This is a genomic window from Streptomyces niveiscabiei (genome assembly GCF_033794345.1).
Lineage (GTDB): Bacteria > Actinomycetota > Actinomycetes > Streptomycetales > Streptomycetaceae > Streptomyces > Streptomyces niveiscabiei.
In genome coordinates this window covers 122,591-138,246 of sequence record NZ_JARAYJ010000017.1, presented here as the reverse complement: position 1 = coordinate 138,246, position 15,656 = coordinate 122,591, and the positions used below count along the sequence as shown (strand labels likewise).

The 15,656-nt window shown below is 73.2% G+C and carries 15 protein-coding genes and 1 pseudogene; 8 read left to right on the top strand and 8 right to left on the bottom strand.

Going from position 1 to position 15,656, the window contains the following annotated elements; translation table 11 throughout:
* Positions 1–53 precede the first annotated feature (53 nt).
* Both PV682_RS23790 and PV682_RS23785 read left to right on the top strand, forming a co-directional pair.
* The gene (locus tag PV682_RS23790) at positions 54–800 is read left to right on the top strand and encodes a MerR family transcriptional regulator (protein WP_319733058.1); all 747 of its coding nucleotides are present in this window, start codon (positions 54–56) and stop codon (positions 798–800) included.
* On the top strand, positions 797–1,390 hold the full coding sequence (locus PV682_RS23785) for a hypothetical protein (protein WP_319733056.1): 594 nt from the start codon (positions 797–799) through the stop codon (positions 1,388–1,390). The genes PV682_RS23790 and PV682_RS23785 overlap by 4 nt, the downstream gene beginning before the upstream one ends.
* Here PV682_RS23785 and PV682_RS23780 read toward each other — a convergent pair.
* Positions 1,341–2,765: an RNB domain-containing ribonuclease gene (locus PV682_RS23780; RefSeq protein ID WP_319733054.1), complete on the bottom strand. Its 1,425-nt coding sequence runs from the start codon at positions 2,763–2,765 to the stop codon at positions 1,341–1,343. The genes PV682_RS23785 and PV682_RS23780 overlap by 50 nt on opposite strands.
* A 94-nt stretch (positions 2,766–2,859) precedes the next feature.
* Here PV682_RS23780 and yaaA point away from each other — a divergent pair, with 94 nt between their 5' ends.
* A complete protein-coding gene (gene yaaA / locus PV682_RS23775) occupies positions 2,860–3,624 on the top strand; it encodes a peroxide stress protein YaaA (RefSeq protein ID WP_319733052.1) in 765 nt (254 codons plus the stop codon).
* Positions 3,625–3,629: 5 nt separating this feature from the next.
* On the opposite strand, the gene PV682_RS23770 is transcribed toward yaaA, so the two are convergent.
* The 3 genes from PV682_RS23770 to PV682_RS23760 form a co-directional block, all read right to left on the bottom strand.
* Positions 3,630–4,850 (bottom strand): bifunctional RNase H/acid phosphatase, encoded by a 1,221-nt coding sequence (locus PV682_RS23770; protein ID WP_319733130.1) that lies wholly within the window; start codon positions 4,848–4,850, stop codon positions 3,630–3,632.
* 209 nt (positions 4,851–5,059) lie between these two features.
* Positions 5,060–5,803, bottom strand: coding sequence for a zinc ribbon domain-containing protein (locus PV682_RS23765; protein WP_319733128.1), 744 nt, complete (start codon positions 5,801–5,803; stop codon positions 5,060–5,062).
* A complete protein-coding gene (locus PV682_RS23760; RefSeq protein ID WP_319733050.1) occupies positions 5,800–6,642 on the bottom strand; it encodes a Nif3-like dinuclear metal center hexameric protein in 843 nt (280 codons plus the stop codon). Before PV682_RS23760 ends, PV682_RS23765 begins: the two co-directional genes overlap by 4 nt.
* Positions 6,643–6,880: 238 nt before the next feature.
* On the opposite strand from PV682_RS23760, the gene PV682_RS23755 reads away from it, so the two are divergent.
* The 3 genes from PV682_RS23755 (at position 6,881) to PV682_RS23745 (ending at position 8,614) form a co-directional block, all read left to right on the top strand.
* Positions 6,881–7,966: a TolB-like translocation protein gene (locus PV682_RS23755; RefSeq protein ID WP_319733048.1), complete on the top strand. Its 1,086-nt coding sequence runs from the start codon at positions 6,881–6,883 to the stop codon at positions 7,964–7,966.
* A 95-nt stretch (positions 7,967–8,061) separates the two neighbouring features.
* Positions 8,062–8,226 (top strand): hypothetical protein, encoded by a 165-nt coding sequence (locus tag PV682_RS23750; RefSeq protein ID WP_319733046.1) that lies wholly within the window; start codon positions 8,062–8,064, stop codon positions 8,224–8,226.
* Between the two features lie 91 nt (positions 8,227–8,317).
* Entirely contained in the window at positions 8,318–8,614 is a 297-nt protein-coding gene (locus PV682_RS23745) for an HIT family protein (RefSeq protein ID WP_319733044.1), read from the top strand.
* 37 nt (positions 8,615–8,651) lie between these two features.
* Here PV682_RS23745 and PV682_RS23740 read toward each other — a convergent pair whose 3' ends face one another.
* From PV682_RS23740 to PV682_RS23730, 3 genes are read right to left on the bottom strand one after another with little or no spacing between them, the layout of a single operon-like run.
* Positions 8,652–9,590 carry a 3-oxoacyl-ACP reductase gene (locus tag PV682_RS23740; protein WP_319733042.1) on the bottom strand — a complete coding sequence of 313 codons (939 nt, stop codon included), beginning with the start codon at positions 9,588–9,590 and terminating at the stop codon, positions 8,652–8,654.
* A 9-nt stretch (positions 9,591–9,599) separates the two neighbouring features.
* Positions 9,600–10,676 carry a Zn-dependent alcohol dehydrogenase gene (locus tag PV682_RS23735; protein ID WP_319733039.1) on the bottom strand — a complete coding sequence of 359 codons (1,077 nt, stop codon included), beginning with the start codon at positions 10,674–10,676 and terminating at the stop codon, positions 9,600–9,602.
* Between the two features lie 14 nt (positions 10,677–10,690).
* On the bottom strand, positions 10,691–11,554 hold the full coding sequence (locus PV682_RS23730; protein WP_319733037.1) for a MaoC/PaaZ C-terminal domain-containing protein: 864 nt from the start codon (positions 11,552–11,554) through the stop codon (positions 10,691–10,693).
* Between the two features lie 442 nt (positions 11,555–11,996).
* Between PV682_RS23730 and PV682_RS23725 the strand changes: the two are divergent.
* Both PV682_RS23725 and PV682_RS23715 read left to right on the top strand, forming a co-directional pair.
* Positions 11,997–13,111: pseudogene (locus PV682_RS23725) on the top strand (sensor histidine kinase); the annotation flags it as partial.
* Between the two features lie 1,010 nt (positions 13,112–14,121).
* Positions 14,122–14,754 (top strand): response regulator transcription factor, encoded by a 633-nt coding sequence (locus tag PV682_RS23715; RefSeq protein WP_055725313.1) that lies wholly within the window; start codon positions 14,122–14,124, stop codon positions 14,752–14,754.
* Between the two features lie 123 nt (positions 14,755–14,877).
* On the opposite strand, the gene PV682_RS23710 is transcribed toward PV682_RS23715, so the two are convergent.
* Positions 14,878–15,612 (bottom strand): class I SAM-dependent methyltransferase, encoded by a 735-nt coding sequence (locus tag PV682_RS23710; protein ID WP_319733035.1) that lies wholly within the window; start codon positions 15,610–15,612, stop codon positions 14,878–14,880.
* Between the last annotated feature and the right edge of the window lie 44 nt (positions 15,613–15,656).

Sequence of the window (15,656 nt, the reverse complement as noted above, 5' to 3'; positions counted from 1 at the left end):
CCGCCATGACCGCGCTTGACCCTGCCGCGACGTCAACGTCTGTACTGGTGGGCATGAGGATCGGAGAACTCGCCGAGACGATCGGCGTCACCACCCGGGCCGTACGCCACTACCACCACCTGGGCCTGCTCCCAGAACCGGACCGCCTCTCGAACGGCTACCGGGACTACACGCTGCGGCACGCGGTGGCCCTCGCAAGGATCCGCCGGCTCACAGAACTCGGCGTGGGTCTCGCCGAGGTCCGGGACGTGCTGGCGGACGACGCGGGAAAAGACCTGGTCGAGGTCCTCGGGGAGCTGGACGAGGACCTGGCACGGCAGGAGGAGGCGATCCGGGAGCGGCGGGCGCGGCTGAGGGTGCTCCTGGAGGCGGGTGAGCTGTCCGCCGAGGGGCCGGTCTCCCCGGAGCTGGCGGAGCTGTTCGCGCGGACGTCGGGGCTCGCCGACTCCCCGATGGCCGCGAAGGACCGCGAGGTACTCGCGCTGATCGAGACGACGGCCCCGCCGGAGGTGCGGGCGCGGCTGCTGGCGGCGGTCGGATCGGTCACCGGCTCCCCGGAGGCAATCGCGCGGGCGAACGAGGCGTACGCCCTGCTGGACGACCTGGCCGGCGCCGAGGCGGACGACCCGCGCGTGGAGGCCGCCGCGCACCGGCTCGCCGCGTGCGTGCCGCCGGACCTGCTGCCCGAGGAACGGCCCGAGCCCGACAGCATGTTCCTGCGCGCCTTCTACGCCGACTTCCCGCCCGCGCAGGCGGCGGCGATCCGGCGGGCGCTGGAGATCCTGGGGGTGGAGACATGAGAGTCCTGCGGGCATTGGCCCGGCATCAGAGGCGGATGTGGGCCGACCTCGCGCGGTGGGCGCGGCGGCGGCAGACCGGGGAGGGGCGGCGGCTGGCGTACATTCGCGGGCAGGGCTCCATGACCGCGGCGATCGCGTTCGTGTGCGTGGTCGAGACGATCGGGGTGGCCGTCCTGCTGCGGGAGTACCCCGTCGCGCACTGGGTGGTGTTCGCCCTCGACGTCTACACGCTCGCGCTGGTCCTCGGGTCGTACGCGTCCTGCGTGGTGAGGCCGCACGTCCTGGAGGCGGACGCGCTGCGGGTCCGGTACGGGCAGGTGGACGTCCGGCTCCCCTACGACCGGATAACCGGCGTCCGGCGCGAGACGCGCTTCTCGCACCCCGAGGCCGAGGGCGAGCTGAGCCTGCCGGTCGGCGGACAGACCTCCGTCACGCTGGAGCTGGCGGAACCGGTCGTCCACACGGGGCTGCTGGGGCGGGTGCGCGAGGTGACGGTCGTGCGGCTGCACGCGGACGACGCCGACGGTGTCGTCCGGGAGATCAGGCGGGTGCGAAGCGGACGGTGCGTGTCGCCGGATCCGCTCGGGTGAGGCGGACGCGGAGGTGTTCGCCGAGAGGGAGGTGATCGCCGTCGACACGGCCGACGACGGCCGGGGACTCCAGGTGCACGGTGCCGTGGTGGTTCTCCAGGTCGATGACGCAGGCGTCGAAGGTCTCGCCGACGTGGCCCGCGAGGACAGCGGCCTCGACGACGTCCACGCAGGCCCGCTCCACGGCGTTCGCCCGGTGGCCGCCCTCCGCCATCCGCTCCGGGAGCGCGTCCAGCGCGGCGAGCACCCACTCCGGGGGCGGGTCGCCGGCCACCGCAGCGAGGCACAGCTCGGTGGCGTAGCGGTCGGCGAGGCGGCGCAGGGGGGCCGTGCAGTGGGCGTACGGGGCGGCGACCGCCGCGTGCGTGGTGAGGCCGGGGAGGGCGCCGCCCTGGAAGACCGTGTAGCCGGCGCCGCGCAGGAGGCTCGTGCACTCCTGGAGGAACGCCGCGTGGCGCGGGGTGCGCGGGTCGAGGGAGCGGATCAGGCGGGAGTACGGGACGTGGTGCGGCCAGTCGACGCGCAGCGCCTGCGCGACCCTGCGCAGGCGGGCCACCGCGCCGTCCGGGGCGGCGGGGAGGGTGCGCAGCACTCCCGTGCCGTACGACAGCATCAGGTCGGCCGCCGCCATGCCGGTCAGCAGGGAGAGCTGGGCGTTCCAGCCGTCCGCCGGCAGGGGCGCGCGGTACGTCAGCTCGTACGTGTCGTCCCGCTCCACGATCTCCTGCTCCGGGACGTTCAGGGAGATGCCTCCCCGCTCGGCCTCCTGGCGTTCCCGCAGCTCACCGATGGCCTTCAGCAGGGCGAGGGGTTCCTCGGCGGTGCCCTCGTCGATCTGCTTCTGCACGCCCGCGTAGTCGAGTTTCGCCCTGCTGCGCACGAGCGCGCGGCGTACGTCCACCGCGAGCGTCCTGCCGTCCGCGTCCAGGTCGATCGTCCACAGGGCCGCCGGGCGGGTCCGGTCCGGGAGCAGGCTGGCGGCGCCCTCGCTGAGGACCGCCGGGTGCAGGGGGACCCTGCCGTCCGGGAAGTACAGGGTCGTCACCCTGCGGTTCGCCTCCGCGTCCAGCGCGCCTCCGGGTGCGACGAACGCCGCGACGTCCGCGATCGCGTACCGGACGCGGTAGCCGGTGCCCTGCCGCGACAGGTGCAGCGCCTGGTCCAGGTCGGTCGACTCGGGCGGGTCGATGGTGAGGAAGGGGATGTCCGTCGCGTCGTACGCCGGGAGCGTGGGGTTCGTCGCGGCCCGCTCCGCCTCCGCGAGGACCTCCGGCGGGAAGGCGGCGGGCACTCCCAGCTCGGTGCGGAGGTCCGCGAGGGCGGCGCGGAGGGGGGCTTCGGGTGCGCCGGTGACGCGCAGGGGGCGGCGGGGCATGGGACGAGCGTAGGGCGGGTTCGGGGGTGGGGCATGCCGAAGTGGAACGTTCCGCGCCGTAGTCTGGGCGGAGTTGTCGTGAAGGAGATCGTTCGTGCTTGTGCTGCTTCCGCCGTCCGAGGGCAAGGCTTCGTCCGGGCGGGGTGCGCCGTTGAAGCTGGAGGCGTTGTCGCTGCCGGGGCTGCGGGAGGCCCGGGAGGCGGTCCTCGGGGAACTGGTCGAGCTGTGCGCGGGCGACGAGGAGAAGGCCCGCGAGGTGCTGGGGCTGAGCGAGGGGCTGCGGGGGGAGGTCGCCAAGAACGCCGGGCTGACGACGGCGGGGGCGCGGCCCGCCGGGGAGATCTACACGGGGGTGCTGTACGACGCTCTCGGTCTCGCCACGCTCGACCCCGACGCCGCCCGGCGGGCCGGCAGGTCGCTGCTCATCTTCTCCGGGCTGTGGGGGGCCGTCCGGGTCACCGACCGGATTCCGTCGTACCGGTGCTCGATGGGCGTGAAACTGCCGGGGGTGGGGGCGCTCGGGGCGCACTGGCGGGGCGCGATGGGCGAGGTGCTGCCGGAGGCGGCCGGGAAGGGGCTCGTGCTCGACCTGCGGTCGTCCGCGTACGCCGCCGCGTGGAAGCCAAAGGGCGAGGTCGCGGCGCGCACGGCGACCGTACGCGTGCTGCACGCGCCGACGCGGAAGGTCGTCAGCCACTTCAACAAGGCGACGAAGGGGCGGATCGTACGCAGCCTGCTGACGTCGGGCGCGGAGCCGGCGGGGCCCGGCGAACTCGCCGAGGTGCTGCGGGAGTCGGGGTACGTCGTGGAGGTCGCGGGGGCGGGGAAGCTGGACGTCCTGGTGGACGAGATCCACTGAGCGGCTCAGCGCAGGTGCGACGTGTCGTTCAGGAGCCGCACGCTCGCGTTGCCGTCCGCGTAGTACGCCACCGCCGAGAGGGACGCGGCGGCGAGGTCCATCCGGAACAGGGCCTCGGGGGGCGCGCCGAGCGCCAGGCGGACCAGCGTCTTGATGGGCGTGACATGGCTGACGACAAGCACCGTGCGCCCGGCGTACGCGCTGGTCAGCCGGTCCCTGGTGGCGGCGATCCGCTCCGCGACCTCGGCGAAGCTCTCGCCGCCGCCGGTCGGACGCGCCTCCGGGTCGCCGAGCCATGCGGCCATGTCCTCGGGGTGGCGCTCGCGGACCTCCCTGAAGGTCAGCCCCTCCCACGCGCCGAAGTCCGTCTCCCGCAGGCCGTCGTCCACGGCGACGTCCAGGCCGAGGCGGCCGGCGACGGCCTCCGCCGTCTCGCGGGTGCGCGCGAGGGGCGAGGCGACGATCACCTCGATCGTCCCCCTGCGCGCGAGCGCCTCCGCGACCCGCGCCGCCTGCTCCCGGCCCACCGGGGAGAGGCTCGGGTCGGAACCTCCGCTGCCTGAGAAGCGTTTCTCGGGTGTGAGGGGGGTTTCGCCGTGGCGGAGGAGGACGAGGGTCGCGGGGGTGCCCATGTCGGGCGCGGCGGTCTTGCGGGCGGGTTCAGCGCGGGGGGTGGTGTGGCGGGGACGGGATCCGGGTACGGCGACGGCCTCGTACGCGTCCCTCTCGGCACCGGGCGCGACCTCAGCCCCGTACACGTCCCGCTCGGCGCCCGCCTCGGCCTCGTGCTCAGGCCCCTCGACCGCGCTCCCGGGCGGCACCTCGCCCCGCTGGCCCGCGTCCATCGCCTTGTTCGCCAGACGGTCCGCCCGCTTGTTCTGGGCGCGGGGGATCCACTCGTAGCTCACCCGGTCCCCCGGCAGGACCCTCGCGGCCTCGGTGGCGAGGGGACGCAGGGCGGGGTGTTTGACCTGCCAGCGTCCGGACATCTGCTCGACGACGAGCTTGGAGTCCATGCGGACGTGGACGGCGGCGGAGGGGCTCAGCGCGTGGGCGGCCCGCAGGCCGGCGAGCAGCCCGTTGTACTCGGCGACGTTGTTGGTGGCGACGCCGAGGAAGCCGGAGCGCTCGGCGAGCAGCTCGCCGGTGTCCGCGTCGATGACGACGGCGCCGTATCCGGCGGGCCCGGGGTTGCCCCGGGAGCCGCCGTCGGCCTCGATGACCAGGCGAGACGGACCGGGAGGGGGCGGGGCTGGGGCGGGAGTCGCTGTCGGGGCGGGGGCGGAGACCGGTGGCGAGGTCTCGGCGGACGGCGCGGTGGCGGCTGGAGCCGGTGCCTGGCCTGTGCTGCTCGACGGCGGCTCGGCCTCCGGCTCCGCCCCGGCGTCGTCCAGGGACAGCGCCCCCGGCCCCTCTCCCCCGCCGGCCACGCCTCCTACAGCCCCGACTCGACCGTACGGACCAGGATCCGGCGGCAGTTCTCGCAGCGCACCACCGCGTCCGTCGGCGCCTTGCGGATCTCGGCGAGTTCGGCGGCGGCCAGCTCCTGGCGGCAGCCCTGGCAGGTGCGGGCGTACAGCTTGGCCGCGCCGATGCCGCCCTGCTGCTCGCGCAGCTTGTCGTACAGCTTGAGGAGGTCGGCGGGGACGGCGCCCGCGACGACGGCACGCTCCTTGGTGACGGTCCCGGCCTCGCCGTCGAGCTCCGCGTACGCGGCCTCGCGCCGGGCGGTCGCGTCGTCGATCTTGCCCTGGACCGCGCCGACGCGCTCGGTCAGCTCGGCGACGCGCTCCTGCGCGGACTCGCGGCGCTCCATGACTTCGAGGACGACGTCTTCGAGGTCGCTCTGCCGCTTCGCGAGGGAGACGATCTCGCTCTGGAGGCTCTCCAGGTCCTTCGGCGAGGTCACGGCGCCGGAGTCGAGCCGCTGCTGGTCGCGCGCGGCGCGCTGGCGGACCTGGTCGACGTCCTGCTCGGCCTTGGTCTGCTCGCGCGAGCAGTCGCTCTCCTCGGTCGTCGCGGCGACGAGGAGGTCACGCAGCTGCGTGAGGTCCTTGCCGAGGGACTCGATCTCGGCGTGCTCGGGCAGCGAGCGGCGCTTGTGGGCGAGCTGCTGGAGTCGGACGTCGAGGGCCTGGACGTCGAGAAGGCGGTTCTGGTCGGCGGGCGCGGCGTTCAGTTGGGGGCTCCAAAGGGGGATGCGGAATGGCTGGTCCAGGGGTCGGTGACCGTGGCGGAGACGTGGGTGCGCAGGCCCCAGCCCTCGCGCTCGGAGACCGCGTCGAGCTGGGCGGCGGCCTGCTCGCACCAGGGCCACTCGGTGGCCCAGTGCGCGGCGTCGACCAGCGCGAGGGGGTGCTCGGCGCGGGCCTCGGACGCCGGGTGGTGGCGCAGGTCCGCGGTCACGAACGCGTCGACGCCCGCGGCGCGGACGTACGCGAAGAGGCTGTCGCCCGAGCCGCCGCTGACGGCGACCGTGCGGACGACGGCCTCGGGGTCGCCGGCCACCCGGATGCCCTGCGCGGTGGCGGGCAGCCGCTCGGCGGCGAGGGCGGCGAACTCCCGGACGGTCAGCGGGTGGTCGAGCTCGCAGACGCGGCCGAGGCCACGCCGTCCGGCGGGGTCGGTGGTGTCGGGCACGAGGGGGCGGACGACGCGCAGGCCGAGCGCGCCCGCGAGGGCGTCGGAGACGCCGGGGTCGGCGGTGTCGGCGTTCGTGTGCGCGACGTGCAGCGCGACGTCGTTCTTGATGAGCGTGTGCACGACACGGCCCTTGAACGTGGACGCGGCGACGGTCGTGGTGCCCCGCAGGTACAGCGGATGGTGCGTGACCAGCAGGTCCGCACCGAGCTTCACCGCCTCCTCGACGATCTCCTGGACGGGGTCGACGGCGAACAGCACCCGCCCGACCTCCTGCTGCGGATCGCCCACGACGGTGCCGACCGCGTCCCAGGACTCGGCCCGCTCGGCGGGCCACAGACTCTCCAGCGCGGCGATGACTTCAGACAGACGGGGCACGCACCCAAGGCTACCTGCCGGTTCCTGTGGAACGTACCGGTCGTGGGGATACCTGTGGATAACTACGGCGGCCAGGCTCCGGGCGCCGGTCCCGTACCCCGTCCTCCCCTCGCAGCACATACCCCCTCCCCGCCTCAGAGGAATCGCTTCTGCGCCACTCGTACGAGCGAAGTGCGGGCCCGCTCGTCCCACGGCCGCGCGTGCGAAAACTAGCTTCTGCGGCGGAGGTGATCGGACGATGACGGCTTGTGTGATCGAACCGGCCGCGGGGGGCGCGGAGGGGGCGACGGGAGCGGGTTGCGTGATCACTGCGGACGGGGGGTACGGGGCGCGGCTCGCCCGGGACGGGGACGCGTGGTTCCCGGAGAGATGGTCGCTGGGCGGGCCGGAGGCGTACGTCGTACCGCTGCCCGGCGCGCAGCCCGAGGAGGCCGGGACCGAGGTCCAACCCCTCGCGGACGGGCGGGTGTTGATCCATCGGCGGGTCGAAGAGCGGCATCTCTTCTCGCTGTTGTACCCGACGGGGCCCGGCACCGGGGAGGTGCAGCTCGGGGCGGTGGAGTGTGCGGACCTGTCGCTGCTGCCGCCGTCGCCGTGCGGGAAACGGGTGTTCGCGCTCGCGGTGGGCGAGTCGTCGACGGCCGTGTGGCAGGTGGCCGGCGGCGCGTTCGGGCCCGAGCGGCTGGCGGAGGTGCCGGGGCGGTGCGGGGGCGGGGTGTGGCTGGACCCGGACGGGCGGCTGCTGGCCGTCGACCGCGAACTGGGCGGGCGCACCAAGGCGGTTGCGGTCGACCTCGGGCGCGGCGGTGCCGTGTCGCCGCTCCTCCAGATCACCGAGGAGAGCGACGACCGGCTGCTGCTCGCCGATCCGGACAGCGGGCTGCTGCTGATCCGGTCGGACGCGCCGGGTGAACCCCGGCTCGGGTGGGGGGTGTTGGGGAGCACGCTGCCGGTCCGCTTCCCCGAGTCGCTGCGGCTGGCGGGGTGTTCGGTGACGCCGTTCGCCGTGCAGCCGGGGCAGGTGCTGCTGCCGGAGAGCTGTGCGGTGGCGCTGCGTGTCGACGGAGCGTTCGGGTGCTGGGTGGGGATGTGGCGGGCGGCGGACCGGCGGGTGCGGCAAGTCGCGGCGCCCGAGGGGTGGTTGACGAGCAGCGGGTGGTGGTCGGCGGAGGGGGTGCTGGGGTTGCCGTACACGACGGGCGGCGAGCCGTGCGGGGTGGCGCGGGTGCGGGCGTGGGAGGGGGTCGAGGTGACGCGTACGGTCTCGGCGCCGCGTCCGGTGCCGTTGCAGCAGGCGCCACTCGACAAACGTGTAACGAAGTAGGTGCCGACGCCCCACCCGCCCCTTGCATTCCCAGGCGCCTCGATAGACTCGCCGGGCTGTAAGAAGGATCATGTTGACGGGGTGGAACACTTCCGATGAGCGACGCAATCACCACGCAGCGGCCGTCCGCCGAGACGCACGGCCACGAGAGCGACGGCGCCGGCCGCCACCGCGGCCAGCAGTCGGCCCACGACGCGGAGACGGCCCCCCACGGCCGCCACCGCAGGCCGACGGAGCAGGTGGAGTCGGCTGCGGCGTAGCCGGTTCGAACACGCGGGTCCCGCTGGTCACCGAGGGGTGACCGGCGGGGCCTTTTTCTTGAACAGGGCTTTTTCCAGCGGGAGTTGATATGTGGACCTCGGCGCGGCGGACGCGCACCGGCTGACGACGGCGCTCTTGCGTCTGGCTCCGGCGCTGCGGCGTGCGCTGTCCCCCGATGGTCTGAACGTCGTCAACTCGGCGGGAGCGGCGGCTACTCAGACCGTGTTCCATCTCCATGTGCATCTGGTGCCACGCTGGCACGGGGACGCGTTCGGCCCGCTGTGGCCGGGGCGTTCGCAGCGGCCTGCGCAACAGGACGAGCAGGTGGCGGAGTTGATCAGGGCGGAGGTGGCGGGGCGGCGTGGCGGTCCTGTCGGCTTCTTGTGAGAGCCGGTCCTGCGGCTCCTTGTGAGGGCGGAGCGCTCTACTCCCGTCGCAGTCCCAGTACTTCGGACGCGCCGAAGGTCTCCCCGCTGGGCCGCTGCGCGTAGTGCGGGGTCAGTACCGCGTCCAGTTCGTCGTAGGTGAAGGCGTCCTGCTTGCTGTCGAACTTGGCGCGGACGCGGGGGCGTTCGACGACGGCGACCATTCCGCCGTGGACGACGAGGAGCTGGCCGTTGACGCGGGCGGCGGCCGGGGAGGCCAAGTAGCCGACGAGGGGGGCGACATGGGCCGGAGAGAGGGGGTCGATGCCCTGGCCGGGTTCCTCGACGGCGGCGAAGACGTCCTCGGTCATGCGGGTGCGGGCGCGGGGACAGATGACGTTGGCGGTGACGCCGTACTTGGCGAGGGCGAGGGCGGTGGAGACGGTGAGGCCGACGATTCCGCCTTTGGCGGCAGCGTAGTTGGGCTGTCCCGGGGAGCCCGCGAGGAACGCTTCGGAGGAGGTGTTGACGATCCGGCCGTACACCGGTCCCCCCTCCCGCTTCGACCGCTCCCGCCAGTGCGCCGCCGCGAACCGGGTCGTGTTGAAGTGCCCTTTGAGATGGACCCGGACAACCGCATCCCACTCCCCCTCGGTCATGGAGAACACCATCCGGTCGCGCAGGATGCCCGCGTTGTTGACGAGGACGGCCAGCTCGCCGTACGTGTCGATCGCCAACTCGACGAGTTCGCGGGCCTGCTGGAAGTCGGAGACGTCCCCGGTGTGGGCGATGGCCTCGCCCCCGGCGGCGCGGATCTCGGCGGCAACCTCCTCCGCGGGGGTCGCGGACGCCTCGCCGGAGCCGTCGCGGCCGGCCTGCCCGTAGTCGTTGACGACGACGGCCGCGCCGAGCCTGGCGAGTTCGAGCGCCTCGGCGCGTCCGAGTCCGCGCCCGGCGCCGGTGACGATCGCCGAAAGTCCTTCCAGGGGACGGGACATGACGGTTCCTCAGATCTCTATGCAGGTGCGCAGGGCGACGCCGGTGCGCATCTGGTCGAGTGCCTCGTTGACGTCGGCGAGCGGGACCCGGTGCGTGATGAGCCCGGCGAGGTCGATGCGCCCGGCCCGCCAGAGGGCGATGGTCCGCTCGTAGGAGCGCAGGACGTCGCCGCCGCCGTACATGGACGGCAGGATCCGCTTCTCGTCGAAGAACAGCTCGAACATGTTGAGTTGGAGGAAGTCGTCCATCGCTCCGGCGCCGACGACGACGAGGGTGCCGCCGCGCCGGGTGTTCTCGTAGGCGGTGCGCGCGGTGGCGGACCGGCCGACCACCTCGAAGACGTAGTCGAACCCCTCGCCCCCGGTGACCAGTTGCTTCGCTCCGGGCAACTCGTCGGGCGAAACCGCCTTCGTCGCACCGAACTTGAGCGCCGCCTCACGCCGGGAGGCGACCGGGTCGACGGCGACGATCTCGGCGGCCCCCTTGAGCCGCGCGCCCTGGATCGCGGAGATCCCGACACCCCCGCACCCGATCACGGCGACGGACGAGCCGGCTTCCACGTCAGCGGTGTTGAGGGCGGCACCGAGCCCCGTCGTCACCCCGCAGCCGATGAGCGCGGCGATGTCGAAGGGCACGTCCTCGGGGATCGGCACCGCGCACCCGGCGTCGACGACGACCTCTTCCGCGAACGTGCCGGTCCCCGCGAACCCGAACACATCCCCGGCGGGGCGGCGGAAGTTGGGGGTTCCGGCGTTCATGAACCCGGCGAGGCACAGCTCGGTCTGGCCGCGCTTGCAGGCGGGACAGGCGCCGCAGGCGGGCAGCCAGCACACGACGACCCGGTCCCCGGCCGTCAAGTGACTCACGCCTTCCCCGACTTCGAGGATCTCGCCCGCACCCTCGTGCCCCGGCACGAACGGTCCCGGCTGCGGCAGCACCCCGCTCATCGCGGACAGGTCCGAGTGGCACAGCCCCGTCGCCCGCACCCGGATCCTCACCCTGCCGGGCCCGAACCCCACAGCCTCGACGTCGTCGAGGACCTCCAGCTTGTCCTGACCGATCTCGTGCAGTACGGCTGCGCGCATGGGCGCGACTCCCCTCAGATCATGGTGTGTTGGACGATCGTGTCGGCGAGCACGGGCGCGTCACCGCGTTCGGCGGCGCTCACCGCGACGCGTACGGCCCCCTCGCCGCGCCACATGCGGATACGCAGCGTCTCCCCCGGGTAGACGACCCCGGCGAACCTCGTGCCGTACGCCCGGACTTGGCTCACGTCCCCGTCCAACTCCGCGTCCACGACGGCCTTCAGCGTCATGCCGTACGTGCACAGGCCGTGCAGGATGGGCCGTTCGAACCCGGCGCGCTTCGCGAAGTCGGGGTCCGCGTGGAGGGGGTTGTAGTCGCCGGAGAGGCGGTAGAGGAGTGCCTGGTCCTCGCGGATCTCGCGCTCGACGGTCAAGTCCGGTTCCCCGGTGGGGGGTTCGAGGCGTCCGGAAGGGCCGCGCTCGCCACCCCAGCCGCCTTCGCCGCGTACGAAGATGTGCGCGTCGCCGGTCCACAACGGGCCGTCGGCGTCGGCGACTTCGGTGCGCATGACGAGGACGGCGGCCTTGCCCTTGTCGTACACCGCCGCGATGCGGCCGGTCGCCGTGGCGGTCCCCTCCGCCGGGATCGGGCGGTGGATCGTCAACGACTGGCCGCCGTGCAGGACTTGGGACAGGTCGACGTCGACTCCCGGCATCGACAGGCCGCTGATCACCCCAGGGGAGCCGTTTCCGGCGACCGTCGCGAAGCTCGGGAGGACGTGCAGGCGGGATTCCAGGGTGTAGCGCAGTTCGTCCGGGTCGGTGGCGGGGGTGCCGGCGCCGATGCCGAGGTGGTAGAGCTGCACGTCCTTGCGGGTCCAGGCGATCTCGCCGGTGCGGGGGGCGGCGGCGAGGGCGGCGGCTGCGTCGATGGGCAAGGGGGCTCCCTGGTGGGGCGGGGCGGAGCGTGGGGCGGTGCGGTGCGTGGGGCGGTGCGGTGCGTGGGGCGGTGCGTCCAAGACCTCGGTACGGCTGTCCGCACCGTCGGCCGCACCGAGGTCGTCGCGGCCCGGACTGGAACCTGTTCCAGTCCGGCGCCCTAGGTATAGCCGAGGGCTGTTCGATTGTGAAGGCTCCTGACGAGTCATCAGATTCGGGCCCGGCGCTTTCCGGCGAGGTGCTCGCGGGGGGGGTGGCAGGGGCGTGCGACCGGGGCGTGTGGCGGGGGTGTGCGGCAAGGGTGTGTGGCAGGGATGCGTGGCAGGGGTGTGACATTTGTACTGCTGGAGTCGGTACGGACGGTTCTGTCGGGTGGGGATGGGAGGCGCGTAGCGTCGTGACTCACAGCAATCGGCGGAGCGGTACAGGACGGACGGGGGAATCGCGGGATGCACAGGAAATGCGGGACGGGGAGAGCCAGGGAACCCCGGGACTTCACCCTCAGCGGCTTCAGCATGCTGCCCTGGCTGCTGATCGGGCTCGGCGCCTTCTCCAACCTCTTCCAGCCCGAGACCCCGAACCCGGTGATCGGCGGCCTGGGGCTGCTCGCCTTCAACTCGCTCTATATCTACGTCGTCTTCCGCGCCTTCCTCCGGGAGACCAGGGAAGCGACGTCGACGAGGGTGGCCCTCGCGCTGCTGACCCTGATCACCTGCGCGCTGGCCCTGGGCTACGGCGGCACCTGGCTGCTGTTCTTCCCGCTGCTCGGCCTCGCGACGGGCGCGGTGATCCGGATGCCGCACCTGCGCTGGGCGAGCCTCGCCCTGACGGCCCTCTCCGGCGCGGTCGGGGTGGTGCGCGGGGGTTGGAGCAGCCTCGACACGGCGTACGCGACATGGATCTCGACGCTCGTGACGGCCGCCGTCCTCTCCCTCTCGGACACCGTCCGGGAACTGCGCTCCGCCCGCGAGGAACTCGCCAGGCGCGCGGTGGAGAAGGAACGGCTCCGCTTCTCCCGTGACCTGCACGACCTCCTCGGCCACACCCTCTCCGTGATCGTCGTGAAGTCGGAGGCCGCGCGCCGCCTGGCACCCAGGAACATGGACGCGGCCCTCGTCCAGATCACGGACATCGAGTCGGTGGGCCGCCAGGCCCTCACGGAGATCCGCGAGGCGGTCACCGGTTACCGGGAGAGCAGCTTCACGACCGAGCTCGACCGTTCCCGCTCGGCCCTCACGACCGCCGGCATCACCCCCACGATCACCGAATCCGGCCCACCCCTCTCCCCTCACACAGCAGCCCTCCTGAGCTGGGTGGTCCGCGAGGCCGTCACCAACATTGTCCGGCACGGCAGCGGGGCGAGGAACTGCGCGATCGCACTGACGGGGGCTGAGGGACGGGTCCGGCTGACGGTGACGGACGACGGACCACTGCCGAAGCGGGGCAGGACGGCTCGGGTGGGTGACGAGTCGGGGGGCAGCACGGTTTCGGGGGCTGGCGGCGCCTTGGGGACTGACGGTGACTCTAGGACTGACGGCGCCACCGGGACCGGCGGTGGCTCGGGGGCTGGCGGTGTCTTGGGGGGCTGCGATACCTCAGGGCCGGGCAGCGGCTCGGGAACCGGCGATGCCCCAAGGACCGTCGGCATCAGAGGGGTTGGCGATACTTCGGGAGGTGGCGATGCCCCGGGGATCGACGGCTCCTCAAGGGCCGACGGCGCTTCAAGAGCCGGGCATCGGAAGCTCGACGCCCCGGGTATGAGCGCGACGGGCGTCAAGGCTCCGGGCCCTGACCTCGACGCCCTCGGCTCGGACGACTCGACCACCGCTGGGGCGCCCGGCACTGCCGGCACAGCCGCCTCGGCTACCGGGACGCGGAGCACCGCTGACGACTCCGGCACGGGTTCGTCGGCGACCGGCACCCCGGCCGACACCAGCACGGCTTCCGCATCTCCCGACGGCCCGGCCGACACCGGCACCGCTTCCGCATCTCCCGGCTCTCCCGCCGGCACCGGCACCACTTCCACATCTCCCAGCACCCCGACCCCCGCCGACGCAGGCCCCCCGGCGACCAGCACCTCGACCCCGGCCAACACCGGCACCGCCTCCGCACCTCCCCGCACCCCAACCCCCGCCGACGCAGGCCCCCCGGCGACCAGCACCTCGACCACCCCCAACACCGGCTCCCCGACCACCACCGAACCCCCCTCCGCCCCAGCCACCACCCCCACCCGCGGCACCGGGCTCATCGGGCTCCGTGAACGCCTCGCAGCAGTCGGCGGAACCCTGGAAGCCGGGCCGGGGGCGCGAGGTGGGTTCACGGTGATCGCAGAGTTGCCGGCGGAAGCCGAGGATTTCGACGGCACCCCCCGGAGGGACCCCGTGCACGGTGCCGGAAGCGTGGACGGCTGGCACCCTGAACCCTGTGCGCCGGGCGTGTACACCATGCGCCCCGCCCCGGCCCCCCGTCACACCGCGCCCTCCTCGGGCCCCGGCCCTAGGCTGTCCCCGTGACCAGCAGCCCCCTGAACTCGCCGTACCCCCCGTTGGACCCGGCAGCGAGCGAGATGCCGAGCAGTCACCGTCCGGCGAGGTCCATCCGGGTACTGCTCGCCGAGGACCAGGGGATGATGCGGGGCGCGCTGGCGCTGCTGCTGGGGATGGAGCCGGACATCGAGGTGGTGGCGCAGATCGGCGCGGGGGACGTGATCGTGGACACGGCGCTGACGTGCCGTCCCGATGTGGCCCTCCTGGACATCGAGCTGCCGGGCAAGAGCGGGCTGGACGCGGCGGCGGAGCTGCGGGACGAGGTGCCGGACTGCCGGGTGCTGATCCTGACGACGTTCGGCAGGCCGGGGTACCTGCGGCGGGCGATGGACGCGGGGGCGGCGGGGTTCCTGGTGAAGGACGGCCCGGTGGAGGAGTTGGCGCAGGCGATCAGGAGGGTGCTGACCGGGGAGACGGTGGTGGACCCGGCGCTGGCGGCGGCAGCCCTCGCGTCCGGCCCGAACCCGCTGACGACCCGTGAGCGCGGGGTCCTGGAGGCGTCGGCGGACGGGGCAACGGTGGCGGACATCGCCGAGAGGCTGCGGCTGTCGGAGTCGACGGTCCGCAACTACCTCTCGGCGGCGATCGGAAAAACGGGCACCCGCAACCGCACGGAGGCACTACGGGAGGCGCGACAGCAGGGATGGCTGTAGCCGGGGGCCGGGCACCGAGCACCGAGCACCGAGCACCGAGCACCGAGGATCAGGCACCGGAGGTCGGGAAAAGTCGTCCGCCCGACGGGAACGCCCCCCGACGGGAACGGCCGGCCGAGCCGGCTACCGAGCGGCCTTACGGAACAACGCAGTCCACAAGAAGTCCTTGCCGAAGTGCGGGGACCCCTCCCCCTCCTCCCGCATCCTCCGGAGCGTGACCTCGGTCAGCTCTCCGAAGATCGCGCGCAGGGAGTCGTCGGTGTAGGCGAGGCCGCCTTGGAGGGCGCCCTCGCGGTAGAAGTCGGCGTCGGGGAGTTCCGAGCCCATCGCGCCGGCGGCGAAGCAGGTGAGTCCGAAGTACCCGCCGGGCGCGAGGGCCCGGTCGAGCAGACGCAGGTAGCTGATACGGCGGTGAGGAGGCAGGTGATGGAAGCAGCCGGAGTCGTAGACGAGGTCGTAGGGGCCGGTCAGCTCGGTACCGACGAGCCTGAAGGCGTCGCCGAGGTGGAACCGGACGTCCGCACCGGCCTCGCGGGCCCGCTCCTCGGCCCAGGTGATCGCGGCCGGGGAGATGTCGACGGCGTCGACCCGGTAGCCGTGGGCGGCGAGGTGGCGGGCGTTGCGGCCGGGGCCGCAGCCGAGTTCGAGGGCTCGGCCGCCGGTGAGGACACGCTGTTCGAGGAGGGCGGCGAGGTTTTCGTCGGGCTTGTCGACGAAGAAGGGGACGGGGCGGGAGCGGTCCGCGTAGAAGCCGTCCCACCAGTCGCCGGCCTGGTCGGTCCACCGGTCGGCGCCGGGGGCGAAGAGGGTGTCCAGCAGGTCGAGGACGTCGTCGACGGTACGTATGTTCCGGTCCATCCGGGCTCCTTCCCCACTAGATCATCTTACCGGCCCACCTCGGA